The sequence below is a fragment of the Salmonella enterica subsp. enterica serovar Typhimurium str. LT2 genome, from assembly GCF_000006945.2.
GTDB classification, from domain to species: Bacteria; Pseudomonadota; Gammaproteobacteria; order Enterobacterales; family Enterobacteriaceae; genus Salmonella; species Salmonella enterica.
In genome coordinates this window covers 1,122,798-1,149,792 of the sequence record NC_003197.2, presented here as the reverse complement: position 1 = coordinate 1,149,792, position 26,995 = coordinate 1,122,798, and the positions used below count along the sequence as shown (strand labels likewise).

26 protein-coding genes, 1 pseudogene and 28 other annotated features are annotated in these 26,995 nt (G+C 51.8%); of the genes and pseudogenes, 6 read left to right on the top strand and 21 right to left on the bottom strand.

Annotated elements, in window-relative coordinates; translation table 11 throughout:
* The first annotated feature begins 6 nt into the window (after nt 1–6).
* Nucleotides 7–12, top strand: a ribosome-binding site (putative RBS for STM1060; RegulonDB:STMS1H001338).
* Nucleotides 7–1,129, top strand: a protein-coding gene (locus tag STM1060) for a putative iron-sulfur protein (protein NP_460034.1). Within the gene, nt 20–1,129 belong to an annotated coding region; the region does not span the whole gene. (Overlaps the previous feature by 6 nt.)
* Here the strand turns inward: STM1060 and ycbW are convergent.
* From ycbW to pepN, 3 genes are all read right to left on the bottom strand, one after another.
* Nucleotides 1,126–1,674 (bottom strand): putative cytoplasmic protein gene (gene ycbW / locus STM1059; protein NP_460033.1). Within the gene, nt 1,126–1,668 belong to an annotated coding region; the region does not span the whole gene. The genes STM1060 and ycbW overlap by 4 nt on opposite strands.
* Nucleotides 1,669–1,674, bottom strand: a ribosome-binding site (putative RBS for ycbW; RegulonDB:STMS1H001337). It overlaps the preceding gene by 6 nt.
* A 159-nt stretch (nt 1,675–1,833) precedes the next feature.
* Nucleotides 1,834–2,918 (bottom strand): dihydro-orotate oxidase gene (pyrD, locus tag STM1058; protein ID NP_460032.1). Within the gene, nt 1,834–2,844 belong to an annotated coding region; the region does not span the whole gene.
* Nucleotides 2,850–2,855 (bottom strand) — a ribosome-binding site (putative RBS for pyrD; RegulonDB:STMS1H001336). Its footprint overlaps the gene before it by 6 nt.
* Nucleotides 2,882–2,890: a -10 signal (putative -10_signal for pyrD; RegulonDB:STMLTH004465), on the bottom strand.
* Nucleotides 2,910–2,918 (bottom strand) — a -35 signal (putative -35_signal for pyrD; RegulonDB:STMLTH004465).
* 8 nt (nt 2,919–2,926) lie before the next feature.
* Nucleotides 2,927–2,943: a protein binding site (putative binding site for PurR, RegulonDB: STMS1H000350), on the bottom strand.
* Between the two features lie 108 nt (nt 2,944–3,051).
* Nucleotides 3,052–5,674, bottom strand: a protein-coding gene (gene pepN / locus STM1057; RefSeq protein ID NP_460031.1) for an aminopeptidase N. Within the gene, nt 3,052–5,664 belong to an annotated coding region; the region does not span the whole gene.
* Nucleotides 5,669–5,674 (bottom strand) — a ribosome-binding site (putative RBS for pepN; RegulonDB:STMS1H001335). (Overlaps the previous gene by 6 nt.)
* Nucleotides 5,675–6,090: 416 nt before the next feature.
* Between pepN and STM1056 the strand changes: the two genes are divergently transcribed.
* From STM1056 to STM1053, 4 genes are all read left to right on the top strand, one after another.
* On the top strand, nt 6,091–6,282 hold the full coding sequence (locus STM1056) for a Gifsy-2 prophage protein (RefSeq protein ID NP_460030.1): 192 nt from the start codon (nt 6,091–6,093) through the stop codon (nt 6,280–6,282).
* Nucleotides 6,283–6,549: 267 nt separating this feature from the next.
* Nucleotides 6,550–6,555: a ribosome-binding site (putative RBS for STM1055; RegulonDB:STMS1H001334), on the top strand.
* The gene (locus tag STM1055; RefSeq protein NP_460029.1) for a Gifsy-2 prophage protein occupies nt 6,550–7,239 on the top strand. Within the gene, nt 6,553–7,239 belong to an annotated coding region; the region does not span the whole gene. Its footprint overlaps the feature before it by 6 nt.
* Nucleotides 7,218–7,223, top strand: a ribosome-binding site (putative RBS for STM1054; RegulonDB:STMS1H001333). (Overlaps the previous gene by 6 nt.)
* Nucleotides 7,218–7,523, top strand: a protein-coding gene (locus STM1054; protein NP_460028.1) for a Gifsy-2 prophage protein. Within the gene, nt 7,224–7,523 belong to an annotated coding region; the region does not span the whole gene. Before STM1055 ends, STM1054 begins: the two co-directional genes overlap by 22 nt.
* A gap of 55 nt (nt 7,524–7,578) precedes the next feature.
* Nucleotides 7,579–7,584, top strand: a ribosome-binding site (putative RBS for STM1053; RegulonDB:STMS1H001332).
* Nucleotides 7,579–8,218 (top strand): Gifsy-2 prophage protein gene (locus STM1053; protein ID NP_460027.1). Within the gene, nt 7,592–8,218 belong to an annotated coding region; the region does not span the whole gene. Its footprint overlaps the feature before it by 6 nt.
* Before the next feature lie 131 nt (nt 8,219–8,349).
* Here the strand turns inward: STM1053 and STM1052 are convergent.
* The 8 genes and pseudogenes from STM1052 to STM1045 all read right to left on the bottom strand — a co-directional run bounded on the left by STM1052 (nt 8,350) and on the right by STM1045 (nt 19,135).
* Nucleotides 8,350–8,798, bottom strand: a pseudogene (locus STM1052) (pseudogene; in-frame stop following codon 112).
* Nucleotides 8,799–8,865: 67 nt separating this feature from the next.
* Nucleotides 8,866–9,839, bottom strand: a protein-coding gene (gene sseI / locus STM1051) for a Gifsy-2 prophage putative type III secreted protein (RefSeq protein NP_460026.1). Within the gene, nt 8,866–9,834 belong to an annotated coding region; the region does not span the whole gene.
* Nucleotides 9,834–9,839 (bottom strand) — a ribosome-binding site (putative RBS for sseI; RegulonDB:STMS1H001331). Its footprint overlaps the gene before it by 6 nt.
* Nucleotides 9,840–10,309: 470 nt before the next feature.
* Nucleotides 10,310–10,903, bottom strand: a protein-coding gene (locus STM1050; protein ID NP_460025.1) for a Gifsy-2 prophage tail fiber assembly like-protein. Within the gene, nt 10,310–10,891 belong to an annotated coding region; the region does not span the whole gene.
* Nucleotides 10,891–13,340, bottom strand: a protein-coding gene (locus STM1049; protein NP_460024.1) for a Gifsy-2 prophage probable tail fiber protein. Within the gene, nt 10,891–13,329 belong to an annotated coding region; the region does not span the whole gene. The genes STM1050 and STM1049 overlap by 13 nt, the downstream gene beginning before the upstream one ends.
* Nucleotides 10,898–10,903: a ribosome-binding site (putative RBS for STM1050; RegulonDB:STMS1H001330), on the bottom strand. Its footprint overlaps the gene before it by 6 nt.
* Nucleotides 13,335–13,340 (bottom strand) — a ribosome-binding site (putative RBS for STM1049; RegulonDB:STMS1H001329). (Lies within the gene STM1049.)
* Before the next feature lie 1,225 nt (nt 13,341–14,565).
* Nucleotides 14,566–17,021, bottom strand: a protein-coding gene (locus STM1048) for a Gifsy-2 prophage host specificity protein J, phage lambda (RefSeq protein ID NP_460023.1). Within the gene, nt 14,566–17,013 belong to an annotated coding region; the region does not span the whole gene.
* Nucleotides 17,016–17,021 (bottom strand) — a ribosome-binding site (putative RBS for STM1048; RegulonDB:STMS1H001328). (Overlaps the previous gene by 6 nt.)
* A 63-nt stretch (nt 17,022–17,084) precedes the next feature.
* Nucleotides 17,085–17,796, bottom strand: a protein-coding gene (locus STM1047; protein NP_460022.1) for a Gifsy-2 prophage probable tail assembly protein. Within the gene, nt 17,085–17,789 belong to an annotated coding region; the region does not span the whole gene.
* Nucleotides 17,687–18,430 (bottom strand): Gifsy-2 prophage probable tail assembly protein gene (locus STM1046; protein ID NP_460021.1). Within the gene, nt 17,687–18,424 belong to an annotated coding region; the region does not span the whole gene. Before STM1046 ends, STM1047 begins: the two co-directional genes overlap by 110 nt.
* Nucleotides 17,791–17,796, bottom strand: a ribosome-binding site (putative RBS for STM1047; RegulonDB:STMS1H001327). It overlaps the preceding gene by 6 nt.
* Nucleotides 18,425–18,430: a ribosome-binding site (putative RBS for STM1046; RegulonDB:STMS1H001326), on the bottom strand. (Lies within the gene STM1046.)
* Before the next feature lie 3 nt (nt 18,431–18,433).
* Nucleotides 18,434–19,135 (bottom strand): Gifsy-2 prophage probable minor tail protein gene (locus STM1045; protein ID NP_460020.1). Within the gene, nt 18,434–19,129 belong to an annotated coding region; the region does not span the whole gene.
* Nucleotides 19,130–19,135 (bottom strand) — a ribosome-binding site (putative RBS for STM1045; RegulonDB:STMS1H001325). It overlaps the preceding gene by 6 nt.
* A gap of 77 nt (nt 19,136–19,212) precedes the next feature.
* Nucleotides 19,213–19,218 (top strand) — a ribosome-binding site (putative RBS for sodC; RegulonDB:STMS1H001324).
* On the opposite strand from STM1045, the gene sodC reads away from it, so the two are divergent.
* Nucleotides 19,213–19,752 (top strand): Gifsy-2 prophage superoxide dismutase precursor (Cu-Zn) gene (sodC, locus tag STM1044; RefSeq protein NP_460019.1). Within the gene, nt 19,219–19,752 belong to an annotated coding region; the region does not span the whole gene. It overlaps the preceding feature by 6 nt.
* A 116-nt stretch (nt 19,753–19,868) precedes the next feature.
* Here the strand turns inward: sodC and STM1043 are convergent.
* The 10 genes from STM1043 to STM1034 all read right to left on the bottom strand — a co-directional run bounded on the left by STM1043 (nt 19,869) and on the right by STM1034 (nt 26,959).
* On the bottom strand, nt 19,869–20,366 hold the full coding sequence (locus STM1043) for a Gifsy-2 prophage attachment and invasion protein homolog (protein ID NP_460018.1): 498 nt from the start codon (nt 20,364–20,366) through the stop codon (nt 19,869–19,871).
* Between the two features lies 1 nt (nt 20,367).
* Nucleotides 20,368–20,373, bottom strand: a ribosome-binding site (putative RBS for STM1043; RegulonDB:STMS1H001323).
* Between the two features lie 91 nt (nt 20,374–20,464).
* The gene (locus tag STM1042; RefSeq protein NP_460017.1) for a Gifsy-2 prophage probable minor tail protein occupies nt 20,465–20,802 on the bottom strand. Within the gene, nt 20,465–20,797 belong to an annotated coding region; the region does not span the whole gene.
* Nucleotides 20,794–23,787 (bottom strand): Gifsy-2 prophage probable minor tail protein gene (locus STM1041; protein NP_460016.1). Within the gene, nt 20,794–23,781 belong to an annotated coding region; the region does not span the whole gene. The genes STM1042 and STM1041 overlap by 9 nt, the downstream gene beginning before the upstream one ends.
* Nucleotides 20,797–20,802 (bottom strand) — a ribosome-binding site (putative RBS for STM1042; RegulonDB:STMS1H001322). It overlaps the preceding gene by 6 nt.
* Nucleotides 23,782–23,787: a ribosome-binding site (putative RBS for STM1041; RegulonDB:STMS1H001321), on the bottom strand. It lies within the gene STM1041.
* Before the next feature lie 73 nt (nt 23,788–23,860).
* The gene (locus STM1040; protein NP_460015.1) for a Gifsy-2 prophage probable minor tail protein occupies nt 23,861–24,196 on the bottom strand. Within the gene, nt 23,861–24,190 belong to an annotated coding region; the region does not span the whole gene.
* Nucleotides 24,187–24,593, bottom strand: a protein-coding gene (locus STM1039) for a Gifsy-2 prophage probable minor tail protein (RefSeq protein ID NP_460014.1). Within the gene, nt 24,187–24,585 belong to an annotated coding region; the region does not span the whole gene. Before STM1039 ends, STM1040 begins: the two co-directional genes overlap by 10 nt.
* Nucleotides 24,191–24,196: a ribosome-binding site (putative RBS for STM1040; RegulonDB:STMS1H001320), on the bottom strand. Its footprint overlaps the gene before it by 6 nt.
* Nucleotides 24,588–24,593 (bottom strand) — a ribosome-binding site (putative RBS for STM1039; RegulonDB:STMS1H001319). It lies within the gene STM1039.
* A 37-nt stretch (nt 24,594–24,630) precedes the next feature.
* Nucleotides 24,631–25,387 (bottom strand): Gifsy-2 prophage probable major tail protein gene (locus STM1038; RefSeq protein ID NP_460013.1). Within the gene, nt 24,631–25,380 belong to an annotated coding region; the region does not span the whole gene.
* Nucleotides 25,382–25,387: a ribosome-binding site (putative RBS for STM1038; RegulonDB:STMS1H001318), on the bottom strand. (Overlaps the previous gene by 6 nt.)
* Before the next feature lie 4 nt (nt 25,388–25,391).
* Nucleotides 25,392–25,801, bottom strand: a protein-coding gene (locus STM1037) for a Gifsy-2 prophage probable minor tail protein (protein NP_460012.1). Within the gene, nt 25,392–25,793 belong to an annotated coding region; the region does not span the whole gene.
* Nucleotides 25,790–26,364, bottom strand: a protein-coding gene (locus STM1036) for a Gifsy-2 prophage probable minor tail protein (protein ID NP_460011.1). Within the gene, nt 25,790–26,356 belong to an annotated coding region; the region does not span the whole gene. The genes STM1037 and STM1036 overlap by 12 nt, the downstream gene beginning before the upstream one ends.
* Nucleotides 25,796–25,801 (bottom strand) — a ribosome-binding site (putative RBS for STM1037; RegulonDB:STMS1H001317). (Overlaps the previous gene by 6 nt.)
* Nucleotides 26,337–26,641, bottom strand: a protein-coding gene (locus tag STM1035; protein NP_460010.1) for a Gifsy-2 prophage ATP-binding sugar transporter-like protein. Within the gene, nt 26,337–26,636 belong to an annotated coding region; the region does not span the whole gene. Before STM1035 ends, STM1036 begins: the two co-directional genes overlap by 28 nt.
* Nucleotides 26,359–26,364: a ribosome-binding site (putative RBS for STM1036; RegulonDB:STMS1H001316), on the bottom strand. (Overlaps the previous gene by 6 nt.)
* Nucleotides 26,629–26,959, bottom strand: a protein-coding gene (locus tag STM1034) for a Gifsy-2 prophage putative RecA/RadA recombinase (protein ID NP_460009.1). Within the gene, nt 26,629–26,952 belong to an annotated coding region; the region does not span the whole gene. The genes STM1035 and STM1034 overlap by 13 nt, the downstream gene beginning before the upstream one ends.
* Nucleotides 26,636–26,641: a ribosome-binding site (putative RBS for STM1035; RegulonDB:STMS1H001315), on the bottom strand. It overlaps the preceding gene by 6 nt.
* Nucleotides 26,954–26,959 (bottom strand) — a ribosome-binding site (putative RBS for STM1034; RegulonDB:STMS1H001314). It lies within the gene STM1034.
* Nucleotides 26,960–26,995: the final 36 nt, after the last annotated feature.

The window sequence follows — 26,995 nt, the reverse complement described above, 5'->3', positions numbered from 1 at the left end:
TCATTTGAGGGACTGTACGGTGGCGACGTTATCACGGCTCTTTATTCATCCGGTCAAATCCATGCGCGGCATTGGCCTGACTCATGCGCTGGCAGATATCAGCGGCCTGGCTTTTGATCGCATCTTCATGGTGACCGAGCCTGACGGCACATTTATTACCGCCCGCCAGTTTCCACAAATGGTACGTTTTACCCCCTCTCCCTTACACGACGGCCTTCATTTGACCGCGCCAGACGGCAGTAGCGCGCTGGTTCGCTTTACGGATTTCACCCCGCAGGATGCGCCGACCGAGGTCTGGGGAAACCATTTTACCGCTCGCGTCGCCCCGACGGCGATTAATCAATGGTTGAGCGGCTTTTTCTCCCGCGATGTCCAGTTGCGCTGGGTTGGGCCGCAGTTGACACGCCGGGTCAAACGACATAACGCGGTGCCGCTGGGATTTGCCGATGGCTACCCGTATTTATTGACCAACGAAGCCTCGCTGCGCGATCTGCAACAGCGTTGTCCGGCAGGCGTACAAATGGAACAATTTCGCCCAAACTTAGTGGTTTCCGGCGTAGCGGCCTGGGAGGAAGATAGCTGGAAAGTGCTTCGCATTGGCGATGTGATTTTTGACGTCGTGAAGCCCTGTAGCCGCTGTATTTTTACGACCGTCAGCCCTGAAAAGGGGCAAAAACATCCTTCCGGAGAACCGCTGGCGACACTGCAAGCTTTTCGTACCGCCCTGGACAATGGCGATGTGGATTTCGGTCAGAATCTGATTGCCCGCAATAGCGGCGTCATTCGCGTCGGCGATGAGGTGGAGATTCTGGCGACAGCCCCGGCAAAAGCTTATGGCGCCACAACGGTCGACAACAGCGTTACGCCAGAGAAACACCCGGACGCGAGTGTAACCATCGACTGGCAGGGGCAAACCTTCTGCGGGAATAATCAACAGGTACTACTGGAACAGTTGGAGAATCAGGGGATTCGTATTCCGTATTCTTGCCGGGCTGGTATCTGTGGTTGCTGCCGGATACGTTTGCTGGAAGGCGAAGTAAGTCCGCTGAAAAAATCGGCTATGGGTGACGATGGTACGATTCTGAGCTGTAGCTGCGTGCCTAAGACCGCGTTACGACTGGAAAATTAAACCGCTTGTTCAAGGCTGAAACTGTGACAGTGAACCTGCGGTTTCAGCCTGTCGTTCATAATTTTAATCGCATCGCCAAGCTGCATGGTTCGGCCTGCTATCACCACGCCCGGCTGTGCCAGCAGACACAACGCGGCATTTTCTCCCGGCTCAACGACCAGCAAATTAACCTGTTCCGCCGTATCGCTTAACCAGACGCTTGCGGCATCGCCCGTTCCCGGGGTCCACATTTCGCCATGCGCTACAAAATGCCAGCTTTTCGGCATCTGCGGTTTGAGATAGCGAATCGCCACCAGCGCATTCAATACCAGCTCCGCGCGTTGCTCTTTGGTTAATTCGAAATCCCGGCATTTTTCTTCAAAGGAAAAATAGAGCGCGGCATCATCCACACAAAAACCGGTCGGGCAAAACGCGTCCGGCGTAAGCATTTTACGAGAGAAGCGCGAGCGAAAAAGCATACCATTGGCGAGATCGAGCATCATACGATCGTGCTCTTCATCATAATACCAGCGCCAGTTATCGTCAGGTTTAATTCGCATTACCTCTCTCCCGCTTTTAAGCAACTCGTAACAGCATTGTCCTTTTGCCGCTTCGTTTATTACCCCAATAATAAAAGCCTAAAATGTCTAAATAAGCAACAGTGGAGAAATATAAAACAACCAGCGCCGGAAATAAAGCCCTGGTTGTCTGATAAAGGGTAAAGTTTAGATGTGCGTTACGATTTCTTTAATCAATGGCGGGCCTTTAAAAATAAAGCCGGAATAAATTTGTACCAGCGTAGCTCCTGCCGCTATCTTCTCGCGCGCGGCGATAACTGAGTCAATGCCGCCGACGCCGATAATAGGCAATTGTCCCTTTAACTCCTGGGATAAACGGCGAATAATTTCTGTGCTTTTTAATTGTAATGGCCGGCCACTTAATCCCCCCGTTTGCTGGCAATTTTTCATTCCTTGTACCAGAGAACGATCGAGGGTGGTATTTGTCGCAATCACCCCATCAATATTATGACGAAGCAGGCTATCGGCAACCTGGATCAATTCTTCTTCACAAAGATCCGGCGCGATCTTTACTGCCACCGGCACATATTTATGGTGGATCGCCTGAAGATCGTTTTGCTTATTTTTAATGGCAGTTAACAGATCGTCCAGCGCATCGCCATACTGGAGCGTACGTAGCCCTGGCGTATTCGGCGAAGAAATATTAATGGCGATATAACCCGCATAAGCATAGACTTTTTCCATACAAATCAGGTAGTCATCTTTGCCATTTTCGACAGGCGTATCTTTATTTTTACCGATGTTAATTCCCAGAATACCATCAAAATGGGCTTTTTTAACATTCTCGACCAGGTTATCGACGCCCAGATTATTAAAGCCCATCCGATTGATCAGACCTTCAGCATCCACCAGACGAAAAAGACGCGGCTTATCGTTACCCGGCTGTGGGCGCGGCGTCACGGTGCCGATTTCCAGGGAGCCAAACCCCATCGCGCCTAACGCGTCGATGCACTCCCCGTCTTTATCCAGACCGGCAGCCAGCCCCAGTGGATTTTTAAAGGTAAGTCCCATGCAGGTAACCGGCTTTGTCGGTACTTTCTGGCGCACCAGCGCTTCCAGCGGCGTACCTGTAATGCGGCGTAATTGTTGAAATGTAAATTCATGAGCGCGCTCTGGATCGAGCTGGAAAAGGGCTTTACGAACGAAGGGATAGTACATGAACTCTCCTGGATTCCCGGTGTGCAAACCGGGGGCGTATTATGGGCGATAACAAGGCAAAAGGGAATTGACCTACGGCAATAAATAGCAATCGTTTTCCTTCATTCTCACTTCACGTTTCGCCAGGAAGCGTCATCGTCCGGCAAAAAAATGCCCGGCAGCGCTAACGCTTACCGGGCATGTCTTACCTCTTTATAACGGATACTGTCAGGCTAACGCTTTAGTTATCTTCTCGTACAGATCGCCGGAAAGATTCTCCAGTCCTTTTAACTGCTCCAGCGCCGCACGCATTTTCTCCTGACGCTTATCATCATAACGTTTCAGACGAATCAGCGGTTCAATGAGGCGAGATGCTACCTGCGGGTTACGGCTATTCAGATCGGTCAGCATCTCGACCAGGAACTGGTATCCGCTACCGTCTTGCGCATGGAACGCCGCCGGGTTGCTGCCAGCAAACGCGCCAATTAATGAACGGATGCGGTTCGGGTTGCTCATACTGAAAGAACGGTGTTTGAGCAGGCCGCGTACGGTTTCCAGTACATTTTCCGCCGGGCTTGTGGATTGCAGGATAAACCATTTATCCATCACCAGGCCGTCCTGATGCCACTTATCGTCATACTCCTGCATCAGCGTATCGCGGCACGGCAACTGCGCCGCCACAGCAGCAGACAGGGCCGCCAGCGCATCGGTCATATTATTGGCGTCGCGATACTGTTTGCTGACCAGCGTATTAGCCAGCTCCGTCTCGCCAAACGCCAGGAAGCGCAGGCAAGCATTGCGCAGCGTGCGCTTACCGATATCGCCGTGATCAACACGATACTCATCCAGATGATTGGCGTTATAGATAGCCAGGAACTCATCCGCCAGTTCTGCCGCCAGCGTACGCGTTAGCGCTTCACGAACTTGCGCAATGGCGATCGGGTCAATGACCTCAAACAGCTCCGCAATTTCATTGGCCGAAGGCAGCGTTAAAATTTCTGCGGCCAACGCCGGATCGATTTTCTCATCCAACAGTACTGCGCGGAACGCATCAGCGACATGCACCGGAAGCGATAGCGGTTGCCCCTGCTGATGACGCGCCACATTCAGTTTAATGTATGTGGCCAGCAGGCTTTGCGCCGCATCCCAACGGGAGAAATCATTGCGCGCATGGCGCATCAGGAACGTCAACTGCTGATCGCTCCATTTATATTCCAGCTTCACCGGCGCTGAAAACTCGCACAGCAAGGCCGGAACAGGCTGGAAGTAAACATTATCGAAGGTAAATGTCTGCTCCGCCTGCGTGACGTTCAGCACGGCGTTGACCGGGTGACCGCCTTTTTGCAACGGAATGACGTTGCCTTCGTTATCGTACAGTTCGATGGCGAATGGAATATGCAGCGGCTGCTTCTCCGCCTGATCCGCCGTCGCCGGAGTGCGCTGGCTGATGGTCAACGTGTACTGCTCGGTTTCCGGATTATAATCATCTTTTACCGTTACAATCGGCGTGCCGGACTGACTGTACCAGCGGCGGAAATGGGACAAATCGACATTAGAAGCATCTTCCATCGCCTGTACGAAGTCATCACACGTCGCGGCGCTGCCGTCATGGCGCTCAAAATAAAGCTGCATCCCCTTCTGGAAATTTTCCTCACCCAGCAACGTGTGGATCATGCGAATGACTTCCGCGCCCTTTTCATAAACGGTGAGGGTGTAGAAGTTATTCATTTCGATTACTTTATCCGGGCGGATAGGATGCGCCATCGGGCTGGCGTCTTCCGCGAATTGTAAACCGCGCATGGTACGCACGTTACTGATGCGGTTCACCGCGCGTGACCCCAAATCAGAGCTAAACTCCTGATCGCGGAACACGGTTAGCCCCTCTTTCAGGCTCAACTGGAACCAGTCGCGGCAGGTGACGCGGTTGCCGGTCCAGTTGTGGAAATACTCATGGCCTATCACGCGCTCAATATCGAGATAATCTTTATCCGTCGCGGTATCGGTTCGCGCCAGCACGTATTTGGAGTTAAAGATATTGAGACCTTTATTCTCCATCGCGCCCATATTAAAGAAATCCACCGCGACAATCATATAGATGTCGAGGTCATATTCGAGCCCAAAACGCGCTTCATCCCATTTCATGGAATTTTTCAGCGAGGTCATTGCCCACGGCGCACGATCCAGATTGCCACGGTCAACGTACAGTTCTAATGCGACTTCACGCCCGGAGCGGGTGGTAAAGGTATCGCGCAGCACGTCAAAATCACCGGCCACCAGCGCAAACAGATAACACGGTTTCGGGAACGGATCTTGCCACTGAACCCAGTGACGGCCATTCTCCAGCTCGCCCTGTGCAACACGGTTGCCATTGGAGAGCAGGAACGGATATTTGCTTTTATCGGCAATAATTTTGGTGGTAAATCGCGCCAGTACGTCCGGGCGGTCAAGATACCAGGTAATATGGCGGAAGCCCTCCGCTTCACACTGGGTACAGAGCGCATCGCCTGACTGGTACAATCCTTCCAGCGCCGTATTCGCCGCCGGACTTATCTCGTTGACAATGCGTAACGTAAAACGCTCTGGCAGGTCGCTGATGACAAGCGCGCCCTCTTCTTCTTTATATGCTGTCCACGGCGCATCGTTGACGTGGATAGATACCAGCGTTAAATCTTCCCCATCAAGGCGAAGAGGCGCATCAGGCGCGCCATGACGAACAGCCTGGCTTATTGCGGTGACCACGGTTTTTTCGGCATCGAGGTCAAAGGTCAAGTCAATATCAGTAATCTGGTAATCCGGCGCGCGATAGTCATGGCGGTATTTGGCTTGTGGCTGTTGTGTCATAAAAAACCTTTCGCATCTTTGTGTAGAGTGTCGACTCCAGTCTATTCCTGTTGCGCAAATCGCGCTACGCAGAATGTTCATCTTTTCAGGCACAAACGGCCTATTTGCTACATTTTTATAATATGTACTCATAGTTTTTAAAATCGATAAAGATCGTCCAGGAGCGCTTTAAACAAGGGATGAGCGAGATCGAGATGAAGCTTGATTAACGAACTTTAACGAACTTCACAGACCACTTTTGCCCCATCCATGCCCCACACATAATTTTAGTCAACGCCAGACCCCATCAGCCCTGCAGGGAAAATCGATAACAAACACGCCCGCAGTATGTTCCCCAAAATTTAAAAACAAGTGGTTCATGCCTTGACAGACAAAACCGCCAAAGCAAAAATACTGTATATACAAACAGTTATTAGCGAAACACGTATGTTCGTAGAACTGGTTTATGACAAGCGTAATGTTGAAGGACTCGAAGGGGCCAGCGAGATCATTCTGGCCGAACTGACGAAGCAGGTGCACCAGATTTTCCCTGATGCCGAAGTGAGGGTGAAGCCGATGCAGGCAAACTGCTTGAATAGTGATACCAACAAAAGCGATCGCGAAAATTTGAACAGATAGCTTATTAAAAATAGATTTATCTTAAACCACGTCATTTACATTTAGCCACCTCCCCAAAATCCGGATTCAGCTTAAGAAAAATGCGACAATACAATAAAAACATATCATATAAGCCCCCTCAACAAATGTAATTTTAAGGCCAACAAACACCTCTAACTTATTCACTTTTAATTAATTTCATAAATAATAATTAACAACAAAAGAATTGTATTAATATCCACACTGTAGTATATAATTACATTAACAAAATTACTATTCGGCGAGTATATTATGTTAAGACACATTCAAAATAGTTTAGGCAGCGTTTACAGAAGTAATACAGCAACTCCTCAGGGTCAGATTATTCACCATCGTAACTTTCAAAGCCAGTTTGATACCACAGGCAACACCCTCTACAATAATTGCTGGGTTTGCTCATTAAATGTTATCAAATCCAGAGATGGCAATAATTATAGTGCATTAGAGGACATCACTTCTGATAATCAAGCGTTTAATAATATATTAGAGGGTATTGATATAATAGAATGTGAGAATTTATTAAAAGAAATGAATGTGCAAAAAATACCTGAATCCTCTCTTTTTACAAACATTAAAGAAGCTTTACAGGCAGAAGTTTTCAATAGTACTGTAGAAGATGACTTTGAGAGTTTTATTTCTTACGAATTACAAAACCATGGACCACTGATGTTGATCAGGCCTTCACTTGGCTCGGAATGTCTACATGCAGAGTGCATTGTAGGCTATGATAGTGAAGTGAAAAAAGTATTAATTTATGATTCAATGAATACCTCACCTGAATGGCAATCAAATATTGATGTCTATGACAAGCTTACCTTAGCATTCAATGATAAATATAAAAATGAAGATTGCAGTATTTGTGGTCTTTACTATGACGGTGTTTATGAGCCAAAACCTTTACACTCCTCCTCCTGGAAAGACTGGTGTACCATTTTATGATAGTTAACCTTTACCAAGATAATTATTCAGGCTACCGCCAACATGGGGGGGCGGAGGTTCAAATCCTCTCGTGCCGACCAAAATTCCCCTTAAAAACCAGCCTGTCAGGGCTGTTTTTTTTATGGCTCAATTTCCTACGGGGAAGCTATGGGGTGAAACTGGGGAATAAAGCCGTCGAGATTCGACGCAATTTGCGATTGATTCATCAGTTTGCTCACTGCTCAGTTTCGGAATTCATCAATACACAAATTTTCATTTCGAATTACTGTATAAATTCCCTGTAAATCATTACCGGAGCGCGCCACATTTTCCCCCTGCCCTATACTTTCAGCCTGACGACTGGCGGTTTCATATGTGTGGACGCTTTGCACAAGCACAGACCCGTGAAGAATATCTGGCATATCTGGCCGACGAAGCCGATCGTAATATTGCTTATGACCCTCAGCCTATAGGCCGGTATAACGTGGCGCCCGGGACTAAAGTCCTGCTATTGAGCGAACGCGACGAGCAATTACATCTCGACCCGGTGATTTGGGGTTACGCTCCCGGATGGTGGGATAAAGCTCCACTTATTAACGCCCGTGTCGCGACAGCGGCCTCCAGCAGAATGTTTAAGCCACTATGGCAGCATGGCCGGGCTATCTGTTTTGCCGATAGATGGTTCGAGTGGAAGAAGGAAGGCGACAAAAAACAGCCGTATTTCATTCACAGAAAGGACGGGAAGCCGATATTCATGGCTGCCATTGGCAGTACGCCGTTTGAGCGCGGTGATGAAGCAGAGGGATTTCTGATTGTTACCTCCGCAGCCGATAAAGGTCTGGTAGACATTCACGATCGTCGCCCGCTGGCACTGACACCGGAAACTGCTCGGGTATGGATGCGCCAGTTCCTGGAACCACATTCTAAGTCAATAACATACCGCGTCATACCTGCGCTCACACGTCCCATGATGCGAAAAGATACCAATCCATGCCAATAGTTAAAAACGGATGACTGTCCCGAATCCGTCCCACCTGCCCTATCCCACAAACCGGCGTTCAGATGCTCATCAAGAAAACCACCTCACCCTCATAACTCAGTAAGCGTCCCGTTTAGGACGTAGCGTAAGGATTATTTTACGGTTTCGAGGTTCCAGGGCAGCAGTTCGTGCACCCGGTTCGATGACCAGTCGCTGATTTTCCACAGCACGTCGCGTAACCATGCCTCGGACTCCACGTCGTTTAGTTTGCACGTACCCAGCAGGCTATAGATGATCGCCGCTGCCTCGCCGCTACTGTCTGAGCCGAAGAACAGATAGTTACGTCGGCCCAGCGCCACGCACCGTAAGGCGTTTTCACAGATGTTGTTGTCGATCTCCACCCGACCGTCGCAGCAGAGGACACGCTCAACGCATCACACTGCTTCAGCATGTAACCGAACTCCTTCGCCATCTCCGCATGCACCGACAATGTTTTCAACTGCGCCTGTATCCAGTCGTACAGCGACTGGCTTTTCTCTTTCCTGACCGACAGCCGTGTTTGCGCCGGGCTGTGGACTCTGTCATCTGTGATAGTGTCCATCAAAATTTAAGTGGACACTATCATCGCCGGATTGACAGGGTTCTGACAGACGTCCTCCACGGTGCGCTTACATTTTACCTATTAAGGAATATTTTTGCTTTTTAAAGGTATTAAACCATCTCGGTGATGTAACAAAAACTTTCCCTGCCATAGATTCTGATTCTAATTCTCGTGGTAATGCATCATAGGCATTAGCTGCTATACTTGAATTACTAAAATCAGTATAATAAATAAGTTTCCTTCTTGTTGCCATTCTATATTTACAAACCCATTCATCTGCTGAAAGAATTAATGGGCCATTCAGATTACTCATACCTCTATTTTCAAACTGATGGGCTGAAACATCAAACACATAGTCTTTTCCTTCTTTATTTCCAACCACTGCAAAATGATTTGTTGGTATTTCCTCTGTTGGTTTATCCCAGATAAATATACCTCGATAACGAATATTATCGAACCCTTTTTCATTCATAAAATTGCTTACAGGAGTCATTAATGACTCACACTGCCCTACCGGATTCATTATTTTATTATTTATAATTGGATTCTGTTTCAATTCCTCCAGATAGGCCGCAGCATCAATATCACTGGTTAGGTTGTAAGTTATATCTGTGCGTTCCACTCCCGGTTCTGTTGCCATGGTTAAGTGATGTGTTTCACTGTACCCCTGGCAATTTACGGTATAGTTCCCGACGTCATCCAGGGTGACTGATAATATCTCCTGACTGTCTTCATCCAGAATACAGAAGTAGTTTTCCCCGTGCAGGCCGGAATGAATGTTTTCCTCCCATCCGTCATACGCGAGCGTCCTGAGCAGTTCAAATCTGCTGACCACATCCTCCCGCGTCGTTCCGGCCGGCGGGTGACAAATCGTCCAGATGCACTCCAGCGCTTCAGCCTGGTGCGTTGAGCAAAAAAATTCCTTCATTTTTTCCCAGGAACTCATTTCAGGGGGGGTATCAGACCAGGCAATACGATAAATGCGGCGGTTACTGATGATGGCGGGAAGACATCCGCTTCCAATATGAAAGGGCATAACAAAAAACCTTTATAAATTTACATATAGTATCTGTCCGACAGACATCATCTCTTCCTGGCCTTAATTTCACAATAAGGTTATCGGCGGATTCATGGTCGTCCTGCCATGGCGGGCTTCAGAAGGTGCAGAAGAAAAATCCGTTATGATGACCGGATGGCGGGACTGTCATTTTACAGCTAAGTGTCGATTTTTTCAGGGTCGCTTTCCACGATGACCAGATCATCCGGTATCAACGCCCGGCGTTCAATTTTGGCAGGCAGAAGTCACCCGGCAGAAATTACTTAACGATTCAGATAATGCCATTAAGGACTGGCGCATAGAATTAACGCTGGGGATTATCAGTGATGAAAATAAAGCAGCTTTGATTCTGCCGATGAATTATATCAATGTTCTTAAATCGCTGGACTTAACAGGTGTTTCAGATGAGGCCACCTTCACAGCAATCAGGTGGCCTGCATTACCACAGTAACGCCTACTGGCTGGCTGGTCTTTCCGGCCAGTCAGGGGCGGCTGTATCCATCCGGTTTACCAGCACCCTATATTTTTTCCATTCGTCGAGCCGCGCTTTCTCATCATCTGTTGCGATTCCAAGATCAACTGCATCCTGCAATGGCGCGATTTTTTCAGATGCCATTTGCAAAAGACGGCTTTTGGTTTCTTCCGCCTGACGAAGCTGCGCTGCTTTTTCAGCCGCTTCGTCTTTTACCCAGACCTTAGCCTTACCATCCCATTTCTGGTATTCACCACCTGGTGAAACTGATGTGACATTTTCGGGCAACGGACCAGGAGCGGAGATATAAACCTGATTGCCGGTTGTTGTGTCGTAAACCATCTCGCCGCGGTGATCCTCATGCAAACTCCATGTCTGGGTTTCAGCGTCAAATATAGCAATATGACTGGCGGGAATATCAGGAGGGGCGATATCAGTACAGTTTGCCGGTAGTCCTGTGTGCGGCGGAATATACGCATCACCTGCACCAATAAATTCGTTAGTATCTGAACGCAGATTGAAAATTTTAATTGTCTGCGCCTGTTCGCTCATTTTAAAAGTCATTATGCCAGCCTCACTATGTAGTTAAATGCAATGTTTTTAACCGTGGTTTCCGCATTACCGTCTGCGTCCACAATAACGACGTGTCCGTGTGGACCTATATACATGGTGTGCTCATGTCCTCCGATATAAACTGTATGTGCATGGTCGCCAGCGGCCTGTGTCCATGCACCACCTCCAGGCTGAAATGAGGTGTGATTGGAATCTCCCCAGTATGAATTGATATAACCGCCGAACTGGTGAGTATGATTGCCCGTGGTATTGGTCGATTTCGTGCCGTAATCAAAGGATGAGGTAGATTTTGTCCCTAAGTCAGTATCCTGCGCTCTGGCGCTGTGACTGTGCGATTTGTTGCCGTCCATTTCTTGCGACAGTACAGCACGTCCACTGATGGGCTTACCCTTTATTGTCCAGCCCCGCATGTCAGGGATAATGCCGGACGGATACGCTATAGCCAGTAACGGGTAAGCAGATTTATCAAACGATTGCCCCTGCATCAGGGCGTAACCGGCTGGGGTAGCATCAGACGGCCATGCTATCGCCGCACCTACTGGATACGAATTCGGTGGCGGATTTAGTGAGGTGTAGAGCATCGCCCATTCGGACCACTCAGCATCGGCGGTATCTCGATGACTGCGAATATATGCGGGCGCTGGCGCACCGTTTGTCCCGCTCCAGCCAATGAGGATTTCCCCATCACCAGTTCCGGTCAGACGTAAAATATTTCCGTATTGCGTCGGATAGCCATTGTTGTAGACCTCGCCCATTATCAGGCCGCTATCGCTGCCTCTTGTCGCACCAGTCAGTGCCGGAAGCGCGCCGCGTGATGCCAGTCTGTTCGCTGCAACAGCCGTACCTGATGCAGGGAGCGCTCCGATATTTTGTACAAACAGCGGCTTTTCCGGAATATCGCCACCGTTCTGTGATTTTAGTAATGCATCGGCGGCGTGATTTATGGTTTCCCGTAAACCAACGTATTCGATAAGACCGTCAACGCTTTTTCCTGACAGCGCCGTCAGTGTATCGTCCAGCGGCTGCTTGCCCGCCAGTTTATTCAGTACAGTGGTGGCAAAGTTCGGATCGTTACCCAGCGCGTCAGCCAGTTCTTTCAGCGTGTCCAGCGTTTCCGGCGCAGAACCAACCAACTGCGCCACTTTCGCAGCCACAAACGCTGCCGTGGCAATTTCAATACCTGCAGCTGCGGTTTCCGGAGTTGGTGCTGTTGGCGTACCAGTCAGTGCCGGACTGTCCAGCGGCGCTTTGGTCTGTACCTCGTCCATGACAGCATGGACCGCCTTTGGCGTGGCTGCCAGCGCTTCGCTGTCACTGTCCGTGGCGCTGCTTAACTTAACGATACCTTTTTTCGTCAGGCTGGCATCTTCCAGGGAAATCACGTCCGCGATATCTTCTGCCCGTTTTGCGGCATCTTCTGCTCTGGTGGCTGCTGCTCCGGCAGCAGTACTGCTTTGCGCCGCCAGTGATGCGCTGGTATCAGATGCGGCGGCGTGAGTGGATGCCTCCGATGCTGATGACGAGGCGGCTGTTGCGCTGGCCGCTGCTGTACTTGCTGACGTTGCTGCATTTGTCTCAGATGTTTTCGCTGCGGCTGCCGATGCGGCTGCCGCCTTTTCCGACGCTGCCGCCGCAGTGGCTGACGCACCTGCATCACCGGCACTGGAAGCCGCCTGCGTTTCTGACGTCTTCGCGGCGGTTTCGGATGCTCCGGCGCGCTCTGCTGATGTCTGCGCCGCCGTCGCGCTGGCGGCTGCGGCAGCAGCTGAATCGCCGGCGGCAGTACGGGAGGCATCTGCATTCGCTTCAGATGTTTTCGCTGCGGCTGCCGATGCGGCTGCCGCCGTTCTGGCTGTGTCAGCCGACGCCGCGCTGGCTGATGCCTCCCCGGCTTTTGTGGTCGCCGTACCTGCGCTGCTCTCCGCAGATGCTGCGGATGAGGCTGCCTGTGTGGCTGATGCTTCTGCCGCTCCGGCTGCATTCACTGCTGCCGTGGCGCTTTCCGATGCCTGACCTGCTGATGTCTGCGCCTGTTCAGATGCCTGCCCTGCGGCGGTGGCATTCCGCGATGCCTCCGATGCCTGGCGGGCAACTTCTTCCACCATCGCCTCAAAACGCCGCAGCGCCTCCGGGCGGACGTCGTCTTCTGTCATGGCCCCCAGAAAATCATTCAGGGTGCCCGGCTTTGAATCATCGTAAACCGTAATAACTCCGGCATGTGACGGGGGATACCCGTCCACCAGGAGCGTGACAGTGTACTGCCCCTGCTCCACATCCATGCTGTAGCGCCCGGCGTCATCCGGATTTTCTGATGCCACCGTATTCACGACCACCGTCGTACTGGTCCGGCAGGCCTTCAGCTGAATGGTGCAGTTCTGTACCGGCGTTCCCGTACCATCCTTCAGTACGCCGGAAATAAGTACTGGCATATTGCCTCCATAAAAAAGCCCGCCCGCAGGCAGGCTTCAGATTCATTCACATCTCAGCACTGATTATCCGGGTCACGTAAATATGCCGGCAGAGAACACTGGACGCTCCGCGTGATTGTTTTTCCCTTTGCCTCGCGGTGCTGTTTCTGCCCACGGTCGGTGCCGGTATAAATCCGGGTCTGGTTTTCAATATTGCTGTTGCCGCTTCCTCTTCCGTTATCGGCAACGGCAGCAGTGGAAAATAAAACGGACAGGGAAAGCCCTGCCGCCAGAGAAATTACGCGCGACATAGTCATATTTGTTCCTCATTAAACGAAAGGGACCGGAAATCCGGTCAGTTTGTGAAGTTGCTCCCCGACCGGGAAACCATCACCAGCGGCCAGACGGAAGCAGACGTGGTGTACTGCCCACGGACCCTCAGAGAGACGCTGATATCCACGACAGGTGAAGTGGTGTAGACCGAAAAGACGACGGTCTGATACATGGCCGGAATCCCTGCGGTATACGGCATAACCTCCGCCGTTTTCACCTGGCCGTTAATATTTATCGTGACTGTGATGGCACCGGAGCCACCGTTACGCTCACAGTTAGCCATCACCGTGATGGTTTTCCCTATCTGATAGGTGGCGCTGTCGGTATACCGTGTTGAGGTGCTGCGTTCGTCGTTCGTCGCCCTGATGCTCACGCCCTGCATGACTTTTGAGCCGCAGATATCACCGACAAACTCTCTTGCTTCTATCACGCCAGAAAACTTACCGGAGGTGGCATTGATTTCTCCCGTAAACGAGCCAGATACAGCGTTGATATGGCCGCTGATATCCGCATTTTTCGCAGTCAGCTTTCCATCCGGCGTCAGGGAAAATGCCGGAGGATTCCCGCCACTGGTAATGGTCGGCGCGCTCAGGTATTTCAGGAACGCCTCATTCATGATTATCTGGTCGCCCTGCATGACGAATCCGGGCGTCTCGTTTCCGTTTGCCGGGTTAATATAAGCAATGCGATCCGCCGCCACCAGGAACTGGCTTATCTTCCCGTCAGGCGTGTCTTCCATGCTCAGTCCAAGTCCGGCCACATAATATTTGCCGTCTTTGGTCTGCTCTATTTTGACGCCCCACGTGGCGCTCCATTTATCGTTAGCGTCCTGCCACTCCTTCGAAAATTGTTGCAGTTTGCTGGCGTTATTCTCCGTCAGGTCAATTTTTTTCAGCAACTCCGTACCAAGATACGTCTCCGTAATCAGTCCCTTAAAAAAATCCAGATACCCTTTCGCGTCATCCCCGGACGTCCGGATGCTTCCGCAAATACTGATTTTCCAGCCAGATTTACACTGCGCACGTAAAACCAGGCATCATGCAGTGGTTTCAGTCCATCCTTTATCCAGAATGACCCGACGCCCAGATACTGTGCTTTTGACTGAATATCGGCGGCAGTCGCCAGTTGCGTGGCGGAGTACCAGAACTCATACTGCACACTGGCATCGTAGACAGTCTGGTGCGGCGTCACCGTTATCTGAAAATAACCCGGCGTCATCTCAATCGTGGATGGCGCTTCCGGTGCCTGAATACTGAATGCCACGGACGCCGGTTCACCCTGCTGCCCGTAACCGTTTATTGCCCTGACTGTCAGCGTGTAGTCACCCAGTGGCAGTTCGTGGAAGGCGTACTCCGTTTCGCTGGTCGTCGCCGTTGTCACCAGACGAACCGGATCGCCCTCGTTCCCACTGCCTGTGGTCAGCCTCACCACAAAACGCACATCTTTTACCACCCGCGGCGTGCCCCACTTCGCTTTGGCCTGATACAGGGTACTGTCGTTATCCGTGCTGACTGTCAGATGCTGCACAGCGGGCGGAATAATGCTGTTGGTGGTCCCCGGTAACGGGTCAAAGTGCGCCCCGTTGTCCACGATGGACTCTTTTTCCGGAACGTGCTGCAAGGCAGTGATAGCGTATGTGCCGTCGTCATTCTCCTTAATACGCACGCAACGGAAAAGGCGGCGCTTCAGGGAGGGCAGTTTCAGCCCCCAGATACTGTATGGCTGCACGGTTTCCGGCAGGACTTTCGTTACCACCCGATCCGGTGCGGGCTGCGACTGAATCTCCGTACTGAACGGCTTACCGTCAGGCCCGACAATATTCAGCGTGGTGGCGCCGCTTTCCGGTAGTGTTATTTCCCGGTCAAGCGTCAGCGTGCGGGTGGAAATATCCAGGTCAGTGATACGCCCACCGACCGACGCCCCGGCGTAATCGTTGTCGCAGACCTCAATAATATCGCCCGGTGTATGACGCAGACCTTCCGCACCGACAGAAAAATCCACGGTCTGCGTTTCCAGCAGCTCCGTCATCATCACCCACAACCCCGTCCGGTGCGCCTGTCCACGTGAGGTACAGCCGAACGCGTCCATTTTCAGCAGATTGCGTCCATAACGGGCCTGTGAGGCATGGTCTTCCACCAGCTCCGTGGAGGTTTGCCAGCCATTCAGCGGATCGGTGTATCTCACTTCTACCGCGTTATGGCGGTCTTTCAGGGCACTGAAGCTGTATTTAAAGCGCCCGCCCACCACGTTACCGTTGGTGTAGGTCCATGCTTTATCGGAGGGGCGGTCCTGGATGAAGGTCATTTTGCGGCCATTCCATACCGGCATACAACGCATCACCGAGCAGAAATCCGCCAGAACGTCATACGCCTTACGCTGGGTGGTAATATACGCATTAAGCGTCATGCGGGGTTCCGTGCCGCCAAATCCGTCCGGCACCGGTTGATCGCAGTACTGCGCGATGGCGTACAGCGCCCATTTATCCACATCCGCCCCCCCGATACGCCTGCCCAGCCCGTAACGGGGGTGGGTCAGTTTATCCATCGTGCACCACGCCGGGTTATTCGTGTACGCCGGTTTAAACGCCCCGTCCCACAGGCCGGTATATGTGCGGGTATCCGGGTCATAGTTTGAGGGGACCTGAAAAATACGTCCGCGCAGGTGGTAGTTACGCGTGACCTGCTGGCTGCCGAACTGTTCCGCATCCACCAGCAGACCGGCAACCGCTGTGCCAGGATAACCCTGCCGGATATCGATGATTTCCGTATACGACGACCACAGCGTTTTGTTCTGAAGCCTGTCGGTGGTGCTGTCCGGTGTCACCCTGACCATGCGGACACTGAACGGGCGCGGCGGTAAATTATCAGCCACTACCGATGCCAGATATTGTGTTGTGATCTTGCCGTTAATAGTGATATCAAATTCTGTGTTCCAGATCCCGCTACGCTGAAACTGTATCAGCAGATTCACGGAGGACGGGTTACGGTCCCCCTTGTCCGTGGTCTCCTGCAGCATCTGTACACCAAAGGTGAAGCGTAGCCGGTCGACATTCTCTGAGACAACAGTACGGGTAACGGGATTATCGTGTTTCACTTCCACACCCAGCACCGTTTCCGCGCCGGAAGCCTCAAAACCTTCCAGCGGTGCCTGTGGTGTCTCCCCCACCTGATATACCACGGTCACGCCGTGAATATTACTGTTACCGTCCGCGTCCACCACCGGCGTGTTATTAATCAGCACGCTCTGCAGACCGTTCACCGGGCCGACTATCGGTCCCTCACTGAGGGCATCAATCACGCTCAGTTGTTGTGTGGACTTCAGATCGTCCTTCGCCTCACGTGGTGTATGCCCCTTCCCTCCACCTTTGCTCATTCTCCTGGCTCCATAAATAACAAAACCGCCGTAATGGCGGTCATGTGTATCAGCTCATGTTGTCATGATTATCACTGCCGGATGACGACAGACGGTCTGGTAATCCCGCCGTCCTGCCGCGACGTGGTGTTTGCCTGTAACGGGGAGCCGATCACCACAACTTTTCCCGACGTGCTCTCATCCCGGGTACTCATCATCTGCGATATCACCCGTGACCCGATTTTCATTTCACCGTACAACACCGGCACCGGGTTCCCCTGGGCCACCATATTTTCCAGGGAAGAAAAGTACGTGTTCTGTTTCCCGTTATCTGCCTGACCCACCGTCGGTGTTTTGGGTACAGGTGTCAGCATCTGCGCCACACCACCCAGCGCCATACTGGTTCCTGCGGAAAACAATACTGCCGCCGCTACAGCATTCAGACCGGGAATAAATGACGCGCCAATCAGCGCTGCCCCGGCTACCACCTGCCAGATACCGTTTTTCGCTCCCGCCATACGCGGTACAATATGAACCACTGCCCCCGGCGGTAACGATTCGTTCAGTCTGGCAGTAAGGGTATCCGGCGCCATATCGCTCCCGGCAATCCGGACCTGATACCAGCCCTCATTCATTCGCTGCCGGAATCCGGGGAGTTGTATCGCCAGCGCATGTATGCCTTCCGCCGCTGTCTTTATGCTGAGGCTGATGCGCTTTCCAAATCGTTGTAAATCCCCGTAAAGGCAGATTCGCACCATTGCCGGTGCCGCCATATTGAGTGTGTCCGTCGTTGCCATTTGTCGTTATACCCCTCTCGTTTACTCAACTGCTCCGGAATATGGTGCAACAGTTCACCGTTGCCGCAGTAAATCGCCGCATGATTGGGCGTCGGTGAACCAAAACAGCAAATCAGCACGTCGCCGGGCTGCGCATCCTCCGGATTCACCCGGTAAAATCCCGCCGCCTCCAGGTGATCCAGATAGAGGCTTTTACCCTGACTCCACCAGTCATCTTCCCTATCGAAATCCGGCATATCAATCCCGGCCAGATGGTAGGCATCACGAAACAGCGTGTAGCAGTCCGTCACGCCATGCTCAAACTGCCGCCCGGTCAGGTGTGGCACGCAGCGGAATTTATGTATCCTGTTATCACAGACCAGCCACCAGTCCAGCCCGCTTTGTATCTGGAGGGTACGATCCGCACTGCTGAGACAGGGCTTACCGTCAGGATGGCTGTGTACCAGCGCCACGATGTCGCCGCGGTTCCGGGCATTCAGGTAATCCTCCGGGGATATACGAAAATACATCGTGGGTTCAGCAGACAGATTTTCACACGGAAAATACCGCTCTCCCTGTGCCGTTCTGACCACATAACCGCACGATTCCGCAGGCGCACACTGTCGGGCATGTGCCAGAATGTCATCGTTAATCATGGGAACCTGTTAAGACAGTTTGTTGATGGAAGCGAAAAATCCGGCATTCACCAGATTGTTACGCATTTCACAGCCTTTCATGCAGTGGCTGCATTTATCCTTTTTCGGGTCTGAGGTGGGCTTATCGAACTCATCGGCCACGGGCGGGCCGTCGTATCCGCAGTTTTCATCCCGGTAATCCCACGGACAGGAGTCCGCCAGCATGGTACGCCCCGGCACCACAGAACCGTCGGTTTCTGCCGGTGATGCCAGAATAATGGTAGCAGTTGATGAATCCAGTTCTGACAACTGCTCCACGTTATAGCGCGCTACCGCCTCCTGCTCCGGGTCAGCGTCCGGATTGCCGTTACTGAAATTCACCGCATCAAGAAACTTGCTGTAAACCTGATGCCTTACCACTGACGCGCCGACGAGACTTTGCAAATCCTCCGCCATCCCCGTGACCAGACCAAAGAGATTGGCAACAACGAGGTTCGGGCGGGGAGATGCGCCTTTCCCGTTCATCTCAAAATCCTGTACCTGTATCGGGTACGGTTCGTACTGCCTCCCCTGCCAGGTTAACGGCTCGCCTTTTTCGTTCGGTTCGTTACAGAAGAAAAAGCGCTCACCGCCAATCGCGGTTAAATCAAATTCCCACAAATCCACCTTCGCGGACTGCTCCGCTTTGGTGGTCTCGCTCAGGGTTTCCTGTGGTATATCCTGCATATATGAGAGATCCTTTATTATTTATCTTGCAAACATATACCTGCTTTTATTAATGGTATTTACGATACAACCAAAAAACGAGGTAACTAATGAAATACACAATATTGTCGCTGGTAGCTGGTGCGCTCATCAGTTGTTCAGCAATGGCAGAGAATACCCTGACTGTAAAGATGAACGATGCCCTGTCCAGCGGAACAGGAGAAAACATAGGTGAAATCACAGTTTCAGAGACACCTTACGGTCTGCTTTTCACTCCTCACCTAAATGGTCTTACGCCAGGAATTCACGGCTTCCATGTCCACACAAACCCAAGTTGTATGCCGGGAATGAAAGACGGTAAAGAGGTTCCGGCGCTCATGGCCGGAGGACATCTTGACCCCGAAAAAACCGGGAAACATCTTGGCCCATATAATGACAAAGGGCATTTGGGGGATCTGCCTGGACTGGTTGTCAATGCAGATGGTACAGCCACGTATCCGTTACTGGCACCACGCCTTAAATCACTGTCAGAACTGAAAGGTCACTCATTGATGATCCATAAAGGCGGTGACAATTACTCCGATAAACCTGCTCCACTGGGTGGTGGCGGTGCACGTTTTGCCTGTGGTGTCATTGAGAAATAACAGCAACATAGCCATATCGTCATAATTTCGTTTTACCCATAAAAAAGCCCTCTCACTGGAGGGCATTAAATCTGTATCGATGTTAAAGGTCAGAAGCTGTAACCTACGCCAAGCACCTAGGTTCCAGCTTTGACGTCACTGTCAGCATCAGTGGAAAAACTTGTATGCTCATAAGACGCATTAACGGCAATATTTTCAACCGGGTTAAGCTGAATACCTGCCCCATAAGCAAAGGCGGTTTTATTGTCAGAATTTCCCCAGTTATCCTTAATATGTCCGTTTGCTGCACCAATCATCACGTAAGCATTCAGATAGTCGTTAAAACGGTATGAAGGACCAACAAGAAGGGAGGTATAATCAGCATCACCTACCTTATACCCATAGTTATTAACATCAGCCGAGGTGTATGTAACTGAACCCATCGCCCCGAATCCACTGTCCAGATCTTCCCAGTTATATTTGATGTTGGCACCGTTCGCATTACCGGAAAGCCAGCCGCTTAAATCTGTGTAGGCATATCCAATTGAAACGGTATTTTTATACCCTGCTGCGTTAGCCACGCCGATGCTACCTAACGCCAGACCAACTAAAACCGCCACGACAATCTTTTTCATAACATTTCCTTTTTTTGATTATTGACTGTGCGGGCTCAGTGAAACAGCAGCAGGTTAGAAAGTTCAATCATATTTATCGATCGTTTCGATCAAAAATACTAAGAAATAACCTGCTCAAATGTCGCGGTGAATGTTGTTTTCAGCAATCCCGCTTTCACACTCCATTTCCGGCAGACAACCTTAATCTGCCGGTATCCGTAAGGCGGAGTCCACAAAAACGCCTTCACACCGTTATGCTGTGACAAAAAGCCCTCCAGTCCCGGACCATCCTCCCGGTCAACGCGGATAGTCACACTGTATTTTTTCAGGTCATTATTGATCCCGGATGCACGCCGCTGCTCGTAGCCATCACCGAACCTCACCACCGACACCTGTGGTTCCGAATCCACCCCCATGTCCGGGTCAACTTTCCAGTGAAAGGTTTTCATCATCGATATGCCCCGCTCAGCCTGCCGCCGTCACGCCCCTGCTGCTGCACGAAATCAGCCGCCGCCTTTTTACCCAGATCATAAACCGCCTTCAGCGCCTGCGGCGTCAGTTCCGGCCCCGTGTTGCTGATTGCAATATGATACTGCGGTGCAAACATCGCCATCCCTCCGGAACCTGCTGCCACAACCCCCAGCTTACCGTCAGTACCGCGACGAAGCGGCAGTATAGCCTCCGGACCGGCCTCTCCCATTACTGCCGCCCCTCTGGCAAATGCAAAGAACGTCGGTCTGTTAACAATACTGCCGCTGTACTGACTGAGTCCTGCTGAGCGGTACACGCCGCCGTCCGCATTTGGAATGACCGACAGCGCCGCTGAACTGTATGCCCCGGATGGTGTACTTCCGCCTGCTGATGCGCCAAAGACGAACATACCCAGTACTGAACCCAACAGTTTAGAAGCCGCAATACGTGCCTCCATTTTTGCCAGGTCAGCCAGGATGGAGACCGTCAGGCTCCGGAAACTGCCCTTTCCGGTCACGGCAAAATTCGCGATACTGTCCGCCATGCCGTTAAATGCGTTTGTGAAAACGTTCTCCGTCATGCCTGCCACGTTGCCCCCCTGCGCCAGAAAGTTATCCAGCGCCCGCGACGCGCCCTGCGTCCAGTCTCCCTGCGCAGCATCCACTTTCGCGTTATAATCCGCCCACTCAGCCAGTCGGCGATCGAGACTGGCCTGAAGTTCCTGCTCCGCCTGACGGTATTCGTCAGAACCGTATGTCCCTTTTGCCTTGCTGTCGCGCTTAAGCTGCTCCAGTTGTTCCTGGTAGTGCTGTTGAATTTTCAGATGCTCTTCGTACCGGCCACGTTGCTGATCGCCCATACCCATTGTGGCCAGCGCCAGTGCGTGCTGCTGCCTGACGCGGGATTCTTCGTCAGCGAGCTGGCTGGTTAATGTGAGCGTCTTTTTCTTCAGTTCATTAAAGGCATTCTGGTGTTGCAAATCCTGTTGTGAGATATCCAGCTTCTGTAGCGCAAGCGCTATTTCATCCTTATGTGCCAGTACGCTTTGTTCATCCGCCGTCAGTTTTTTACCGGACAAATCAGCGATGCGCTGCTGAAATGACAAAAGCTGCTTATGCGCTTCCGTCATTTTTTCGGTCGTGGAAAGCTTCGCGGCGGCAATCAGCCCTTCAGTCTGCGCCTGTTGCTGGCTGTACTGCAAAAGCAGTCGCCCGGCCTCGTCGTTGTAGTAAGCCTTTGGCTTTTCCTTCTGCCGTGCCATTGCTTTTTTATGGCGTTCGTTTTCACGCTCCAGCGCGGCATTGCGTACCGCTGCATCGGCATACTGCATGGCGGTAATGCGCGCCACCTCCCGTTGATGCCGCAGGGATTCAGTTTCATTATCCCGGTTCAGCGCGGCGTTCTGCTCGTTCCGGCGCTTCTGAGTCTTCTGATAATTACGCTCTGCCTGCGCCTTCGCATCCAGCAGGTCCTTCTGGCGTTTCTGTTCCTGAAGTTCGTTCAGTTGCTGCTGATCATATTCAGTCTGGGAGGAAGACACTGTCCATGGCGTTTTTCTGGCGCGCGCGATTTTTTCCTGCAGTGTCGCGATTTTTTCATCGAGCGTATCTTCCCGCCCGATATCCAGCATCCGATCCCACGCCCACTTCGCCGCATCACCCACGGCATTCCATGCCTTCTCGATCCAGCCCAGATTATCATGTACGTCACCCGCCCGTTTATTCATCTCTTCCGAATACGCGGACATGGCAATTTTCGCAGCATCAGCCGTTCTTCCCTGTTCACCGAGCACCCTGATTTGTTCAAGCTGGGTGGCAGTCAGAAAATGCAGTGCCCTGTCCAGTTCTTTCGCCGCGTTCACCGGATCATCCTGCAGCCGTTTAAACTGGCGGATGGTTTCATCCACTGACTGCCCCACGTTTTCCTGCATTCTGGCCGCGGTACGGGATACCATTGCCACTGCCTGCCCGGTAAACGCTCCGCTACCGACCACCTGGGTCAGTACTCCTGCCGCGTCGTGCTGCGTGACGCCATTTCCGGCGAGCGACTTCGCCATTTCATTAAGCTTGCCTGTGGTTTTTCCGGCGTAACTTCCGGTCAGAATAAGCTGTTTATTGAACTCCTCACTTTCTTTCGCCCCCTCATAGTACGCCTTACCCAGTCCGTAAACCGCCGCAGCCACACCGCCAACCAGCCCGCCGAGCATCATGCCCTTCGGCGACATCAGTTGCTCAATCCACCCGGCCCGGTTGGCCAGCGTGATACCGGAACCGCGAAGGGCGCCAAAATTTCCCCGTGCCAGTTCACCAATCAGTACGCCTATCTCGCGGCGCGCCATTGCTGATTTCAGTCCTAGTGCATGAGTGGATTTTGTTGCGGTATCCAGTTTGCGGATATAGACATCGGCGGCACTGCTAACCCCCAGTTCAGCCGCCTTCACCCGCAGCAACTCAGTACGGGAGAGGCCCTGTACCGCCGTCTGCTCTTTCAGTCGACGTATAAACTGTGCTTTTTTCTGCGTGGCCAGCGCCTCCGCATCGGTAAGTTCGCGTGTCTTTGCAGCAGCTTCAGACACCAGCGCCAGATAATCGCCCTGTGAAATATCTCCGCGTCCTTTCGCCTGTCGTACCTGCGCCTGGATACGCTGTAACTCCTGCAGACCACCGCTTAACTGTTTTACACTGTCAATCTGACGGTAAAATGCCGCTGCGGCTGCATCCTGAGCCTGTGCAACCACCGCTGCCTGCGCAGCTTCCGCCCTTAACTTCTGATTCAGGTCGACAGCCCTTTCTCTGGCCTCGTTCGCCTCACGCGCCAGTTGTGCCATAGCGTCACTCTGTGTGCGTGTGGCAACCTGTGATTGCGCCATAGCGGCACTGATACTTTTTGCCGATGCCGCCACACTTCTGGCGCTGGACTCCATACATCGCTTGATGCGTTTTTCAACGAGATCACTGCTGTCCACCAGCTTCCCCAGCCCGTTACTGGCAGTCTGAAGACCGGCGGCAACTTTAGCTGTATCAACATCCATGTTGATGACGATATCACCGACTTTCTGGCTCAAATCTCACTCCTCCCGGAATACCGACTGCCACTTCAAGCAGATCCTGCTCCGTCATGCTCTGTACCGCTCCGGGTAATGTCAGCAAACTGAAGTCCGCTGCATCGATTTCTTTCCCCGTCACCAGCATGAACACCTGCGCTTTCAGCGTGGAAAACTCCGCATCCAGCAGGGCATCACTGAAACTGTTTTCCCGAAAGAAATCAGCCCACTCACTAAGTTCAGTTGAACTCATTTCGTCCAGCATCCGGCGCCAGTCAGGCCGCCGGAACTCCCGGGCCAGTTGCCGGACAAAATGAAGCTCATTATTCAGGACTTTTCCGGCGTCATGTCCTCTGATTCATTACCTGAATCACTGGCGTTATCTTTCTTATCCGCAGACAGCCCGCTGAGCATCAGAACACTTTCTGCGCCTGCGTCCAGCGCCTCATACGACCACTTCGCCTGTACTGACTGATAAAGCGTGTCTGCATCCTGAGAAGAATCACCATTCAGAAGCGAGCGGGATACCAGCCAGGCATTAATTTCCAGTGCCATTTGCATATAAGCCACGCGCTTATCCGCTTCCGTCGTACCATCCATATCCGTGTCATATTTCGCAGTACGTTTCTGGATGAACTCCAGGTACTCAATACGTTGCAGGCCGGATAACTCGAACAATGCCACCGACGCATCCCCCCGGGTAAACGTCTCTTTCTTTAAAAACATGATTTATTCCTGAAAAAAATGCCCCAAAACAGGACGAGAGGTGGGTTATGCCTGAACAGTAATATCCGCAATAGCGGTAAAATTACCGTCTGTTGTCATGCCAATAATTTTCACTGTACCTGCCTTAACACCTTTTACAGTGGCAATATTTTCCGCCTGCGTGACGGTGGCTGTAGTCGGATCTGACGTTGCGATACGCAGTGATTTATCTGTCACGTTATCCGGTTTCACCGTGAACGTAACCGCTGTTGTGGCGCCGACCTTCACGGTGGCATTTGTCGGTTCCACTGTCAGTCCGGTAACACTAACCACTTCCGGTGCATCCTCTTCAGCCATGTACGGACGGCCCACACTGGTAATTTTTACTGTACGGGCGATCTCATCCTTACTCTGCACCGTTTTCCCCAGCGAGCTCACCCAGCCTCTGAACACATCAACAGTGCCGTTCGGATACTTGATCCGGAATCCGCGCTTCTGCCCGGTCGTGAACAGTTGAATAAGCTTTTTCTGTACGTCCTCACCTGGCTTCCACGCCAGCGTCACAGAAGTATCCCCGGCAGACTTCTGTCCCTGTGTGGTACTTTTCCAGTCAGCGTTCTCGTCATCAAGATAGTTATTATCTTCTGCATCTGCCGTCAGTTCTCCCGGCTGCAGGTCTTTTACGTTTGCCAGCCTCAGCCAGTTATTATCACTTAGCGGGCTGGCGAACGGATCACCCTCGCTGTTGTACATCCAGAATGTGGTATTTGCGCCTTTTACCGGCGCAAGTGGATTAGGAATTGTCGTGTCTGTCATTCTCTTTTCCTCTACATGGAATAGGTGATGTCGTAACTCAGATCGGCTGACCCCCACATCGCCATTTCATCGTCTCGCTGATAGTTATACCCCTGCGCCGACATTGTCCGGATGATGTCACCCAGTCCCGCCACGCTCCCCAGTGCCGGATACACCCTGTTCTCCATCTGTTCATCCAGGGCGCTGTCCGGTGCAGTGGCTTTCAGAAATACTTCCACATGTAGCACCGCGCTCCAGATATCACCGTCCACCTCAGGACCGGTATACTGAGCATCACTCAGGTACACCGCCACCGCAGGTAACTCATCCTCCTCCACCACGACCGGACGACCGTCAAAAAACGTGGTGGAGCCATCATCGGTCTTTTTTAATGCGGCAATAATGGCCTGCCGTACTGCACTGTGTCGGGTCATTTTTTAGTGAATCTCCTCAGTTCATAACTGATTTCATGCTTCAGCTCTTTGGGCATCTCCGTTTTCATCTGTAAAACAACCTGCGTGTTGAACGCATGGCGCAATGCATCAGCAACCGGGATTTTCACCACATTAAGTGGGTATCTTCCGGCACCGGAACGCTCAAATACCTGCCACCATCCGTTCGGAGCCTGCGCAATAAACCCCCGGTCAAAACGGTATTTTCCTATACGTAGCGGCTTACCTTTTCTCCCCCTCATCGGGGTTGATGGTGGCGAACTCAGTAACCTGATGGCAGTCAGCGGATCACAGTTCACATAAATGTTGGCAAAAGGCTTGTCCGCTCTGGCCAGCCTGACTCTGGCGCGACGTCTTACCGTTCTGACGGGAATACCCTGCCGTCGGTTGTCTCCGGCCACCACCAAAGCAGCAGCACTGCGAACTGACACGCTGACCACCCGTTTTGCCACCCGGTTAATGGCCCGAATTTTTGCCCGGGTCACATATCCACGATCAAGTTCTTTAAGTACTGAAATGGCCTCTTTAAGCCCCTTTACCTCCATTGTTCTCCTCCAGAGTCAGTTGTGGCTTACCGTTAAAACGCCGGATACGGGTCACGGTAAACTCACTGCCCCGCAGTACCACCCTGTCTCCCCGGCGCGGGATAACGTTGCCTGAAAACACCACTACGTTTTTTCCGTTTCCTTCAACAGGCCCCAGTTCAGCCAGAAAATCAGACTCCACCACTATGCAGTCAGTCCCGTTGATGTTGACCTTCATGCCGAAGCGTTCTGCGATAAGTGCATCCATGCGCCTTTTCATCCCGTCAAAAAGGTCAGCCATTAATTTTTACCGGAACGGTTTCATCACCGTTTGCCGCTGGCGCCCATACCACCCCGACATACGGCAGGCTGCCGGTTGCATCCGTCTGAACCACGTTATCCTTCAGATACACTTTTTTCCCGACGGCAATATCCTCTGTTGTCAGTTTTGGTATGCTGAATACCCCTTCTGCGATGCCGGTTCCGGCGCTCCCGGCGGCAATATCGGTAACAGCCACAGCGAACATATCGCCGACCTGTACCAGATCTCCGCTCTTTAGTGACGTGGTCGCCACAATTTCAATCGTTTTGCCGTCTTCCACGTAATTCTTAGCCACGGTTATTCTCCTTTCCGGCACGCCGTGCCGGATTTCAGGTATA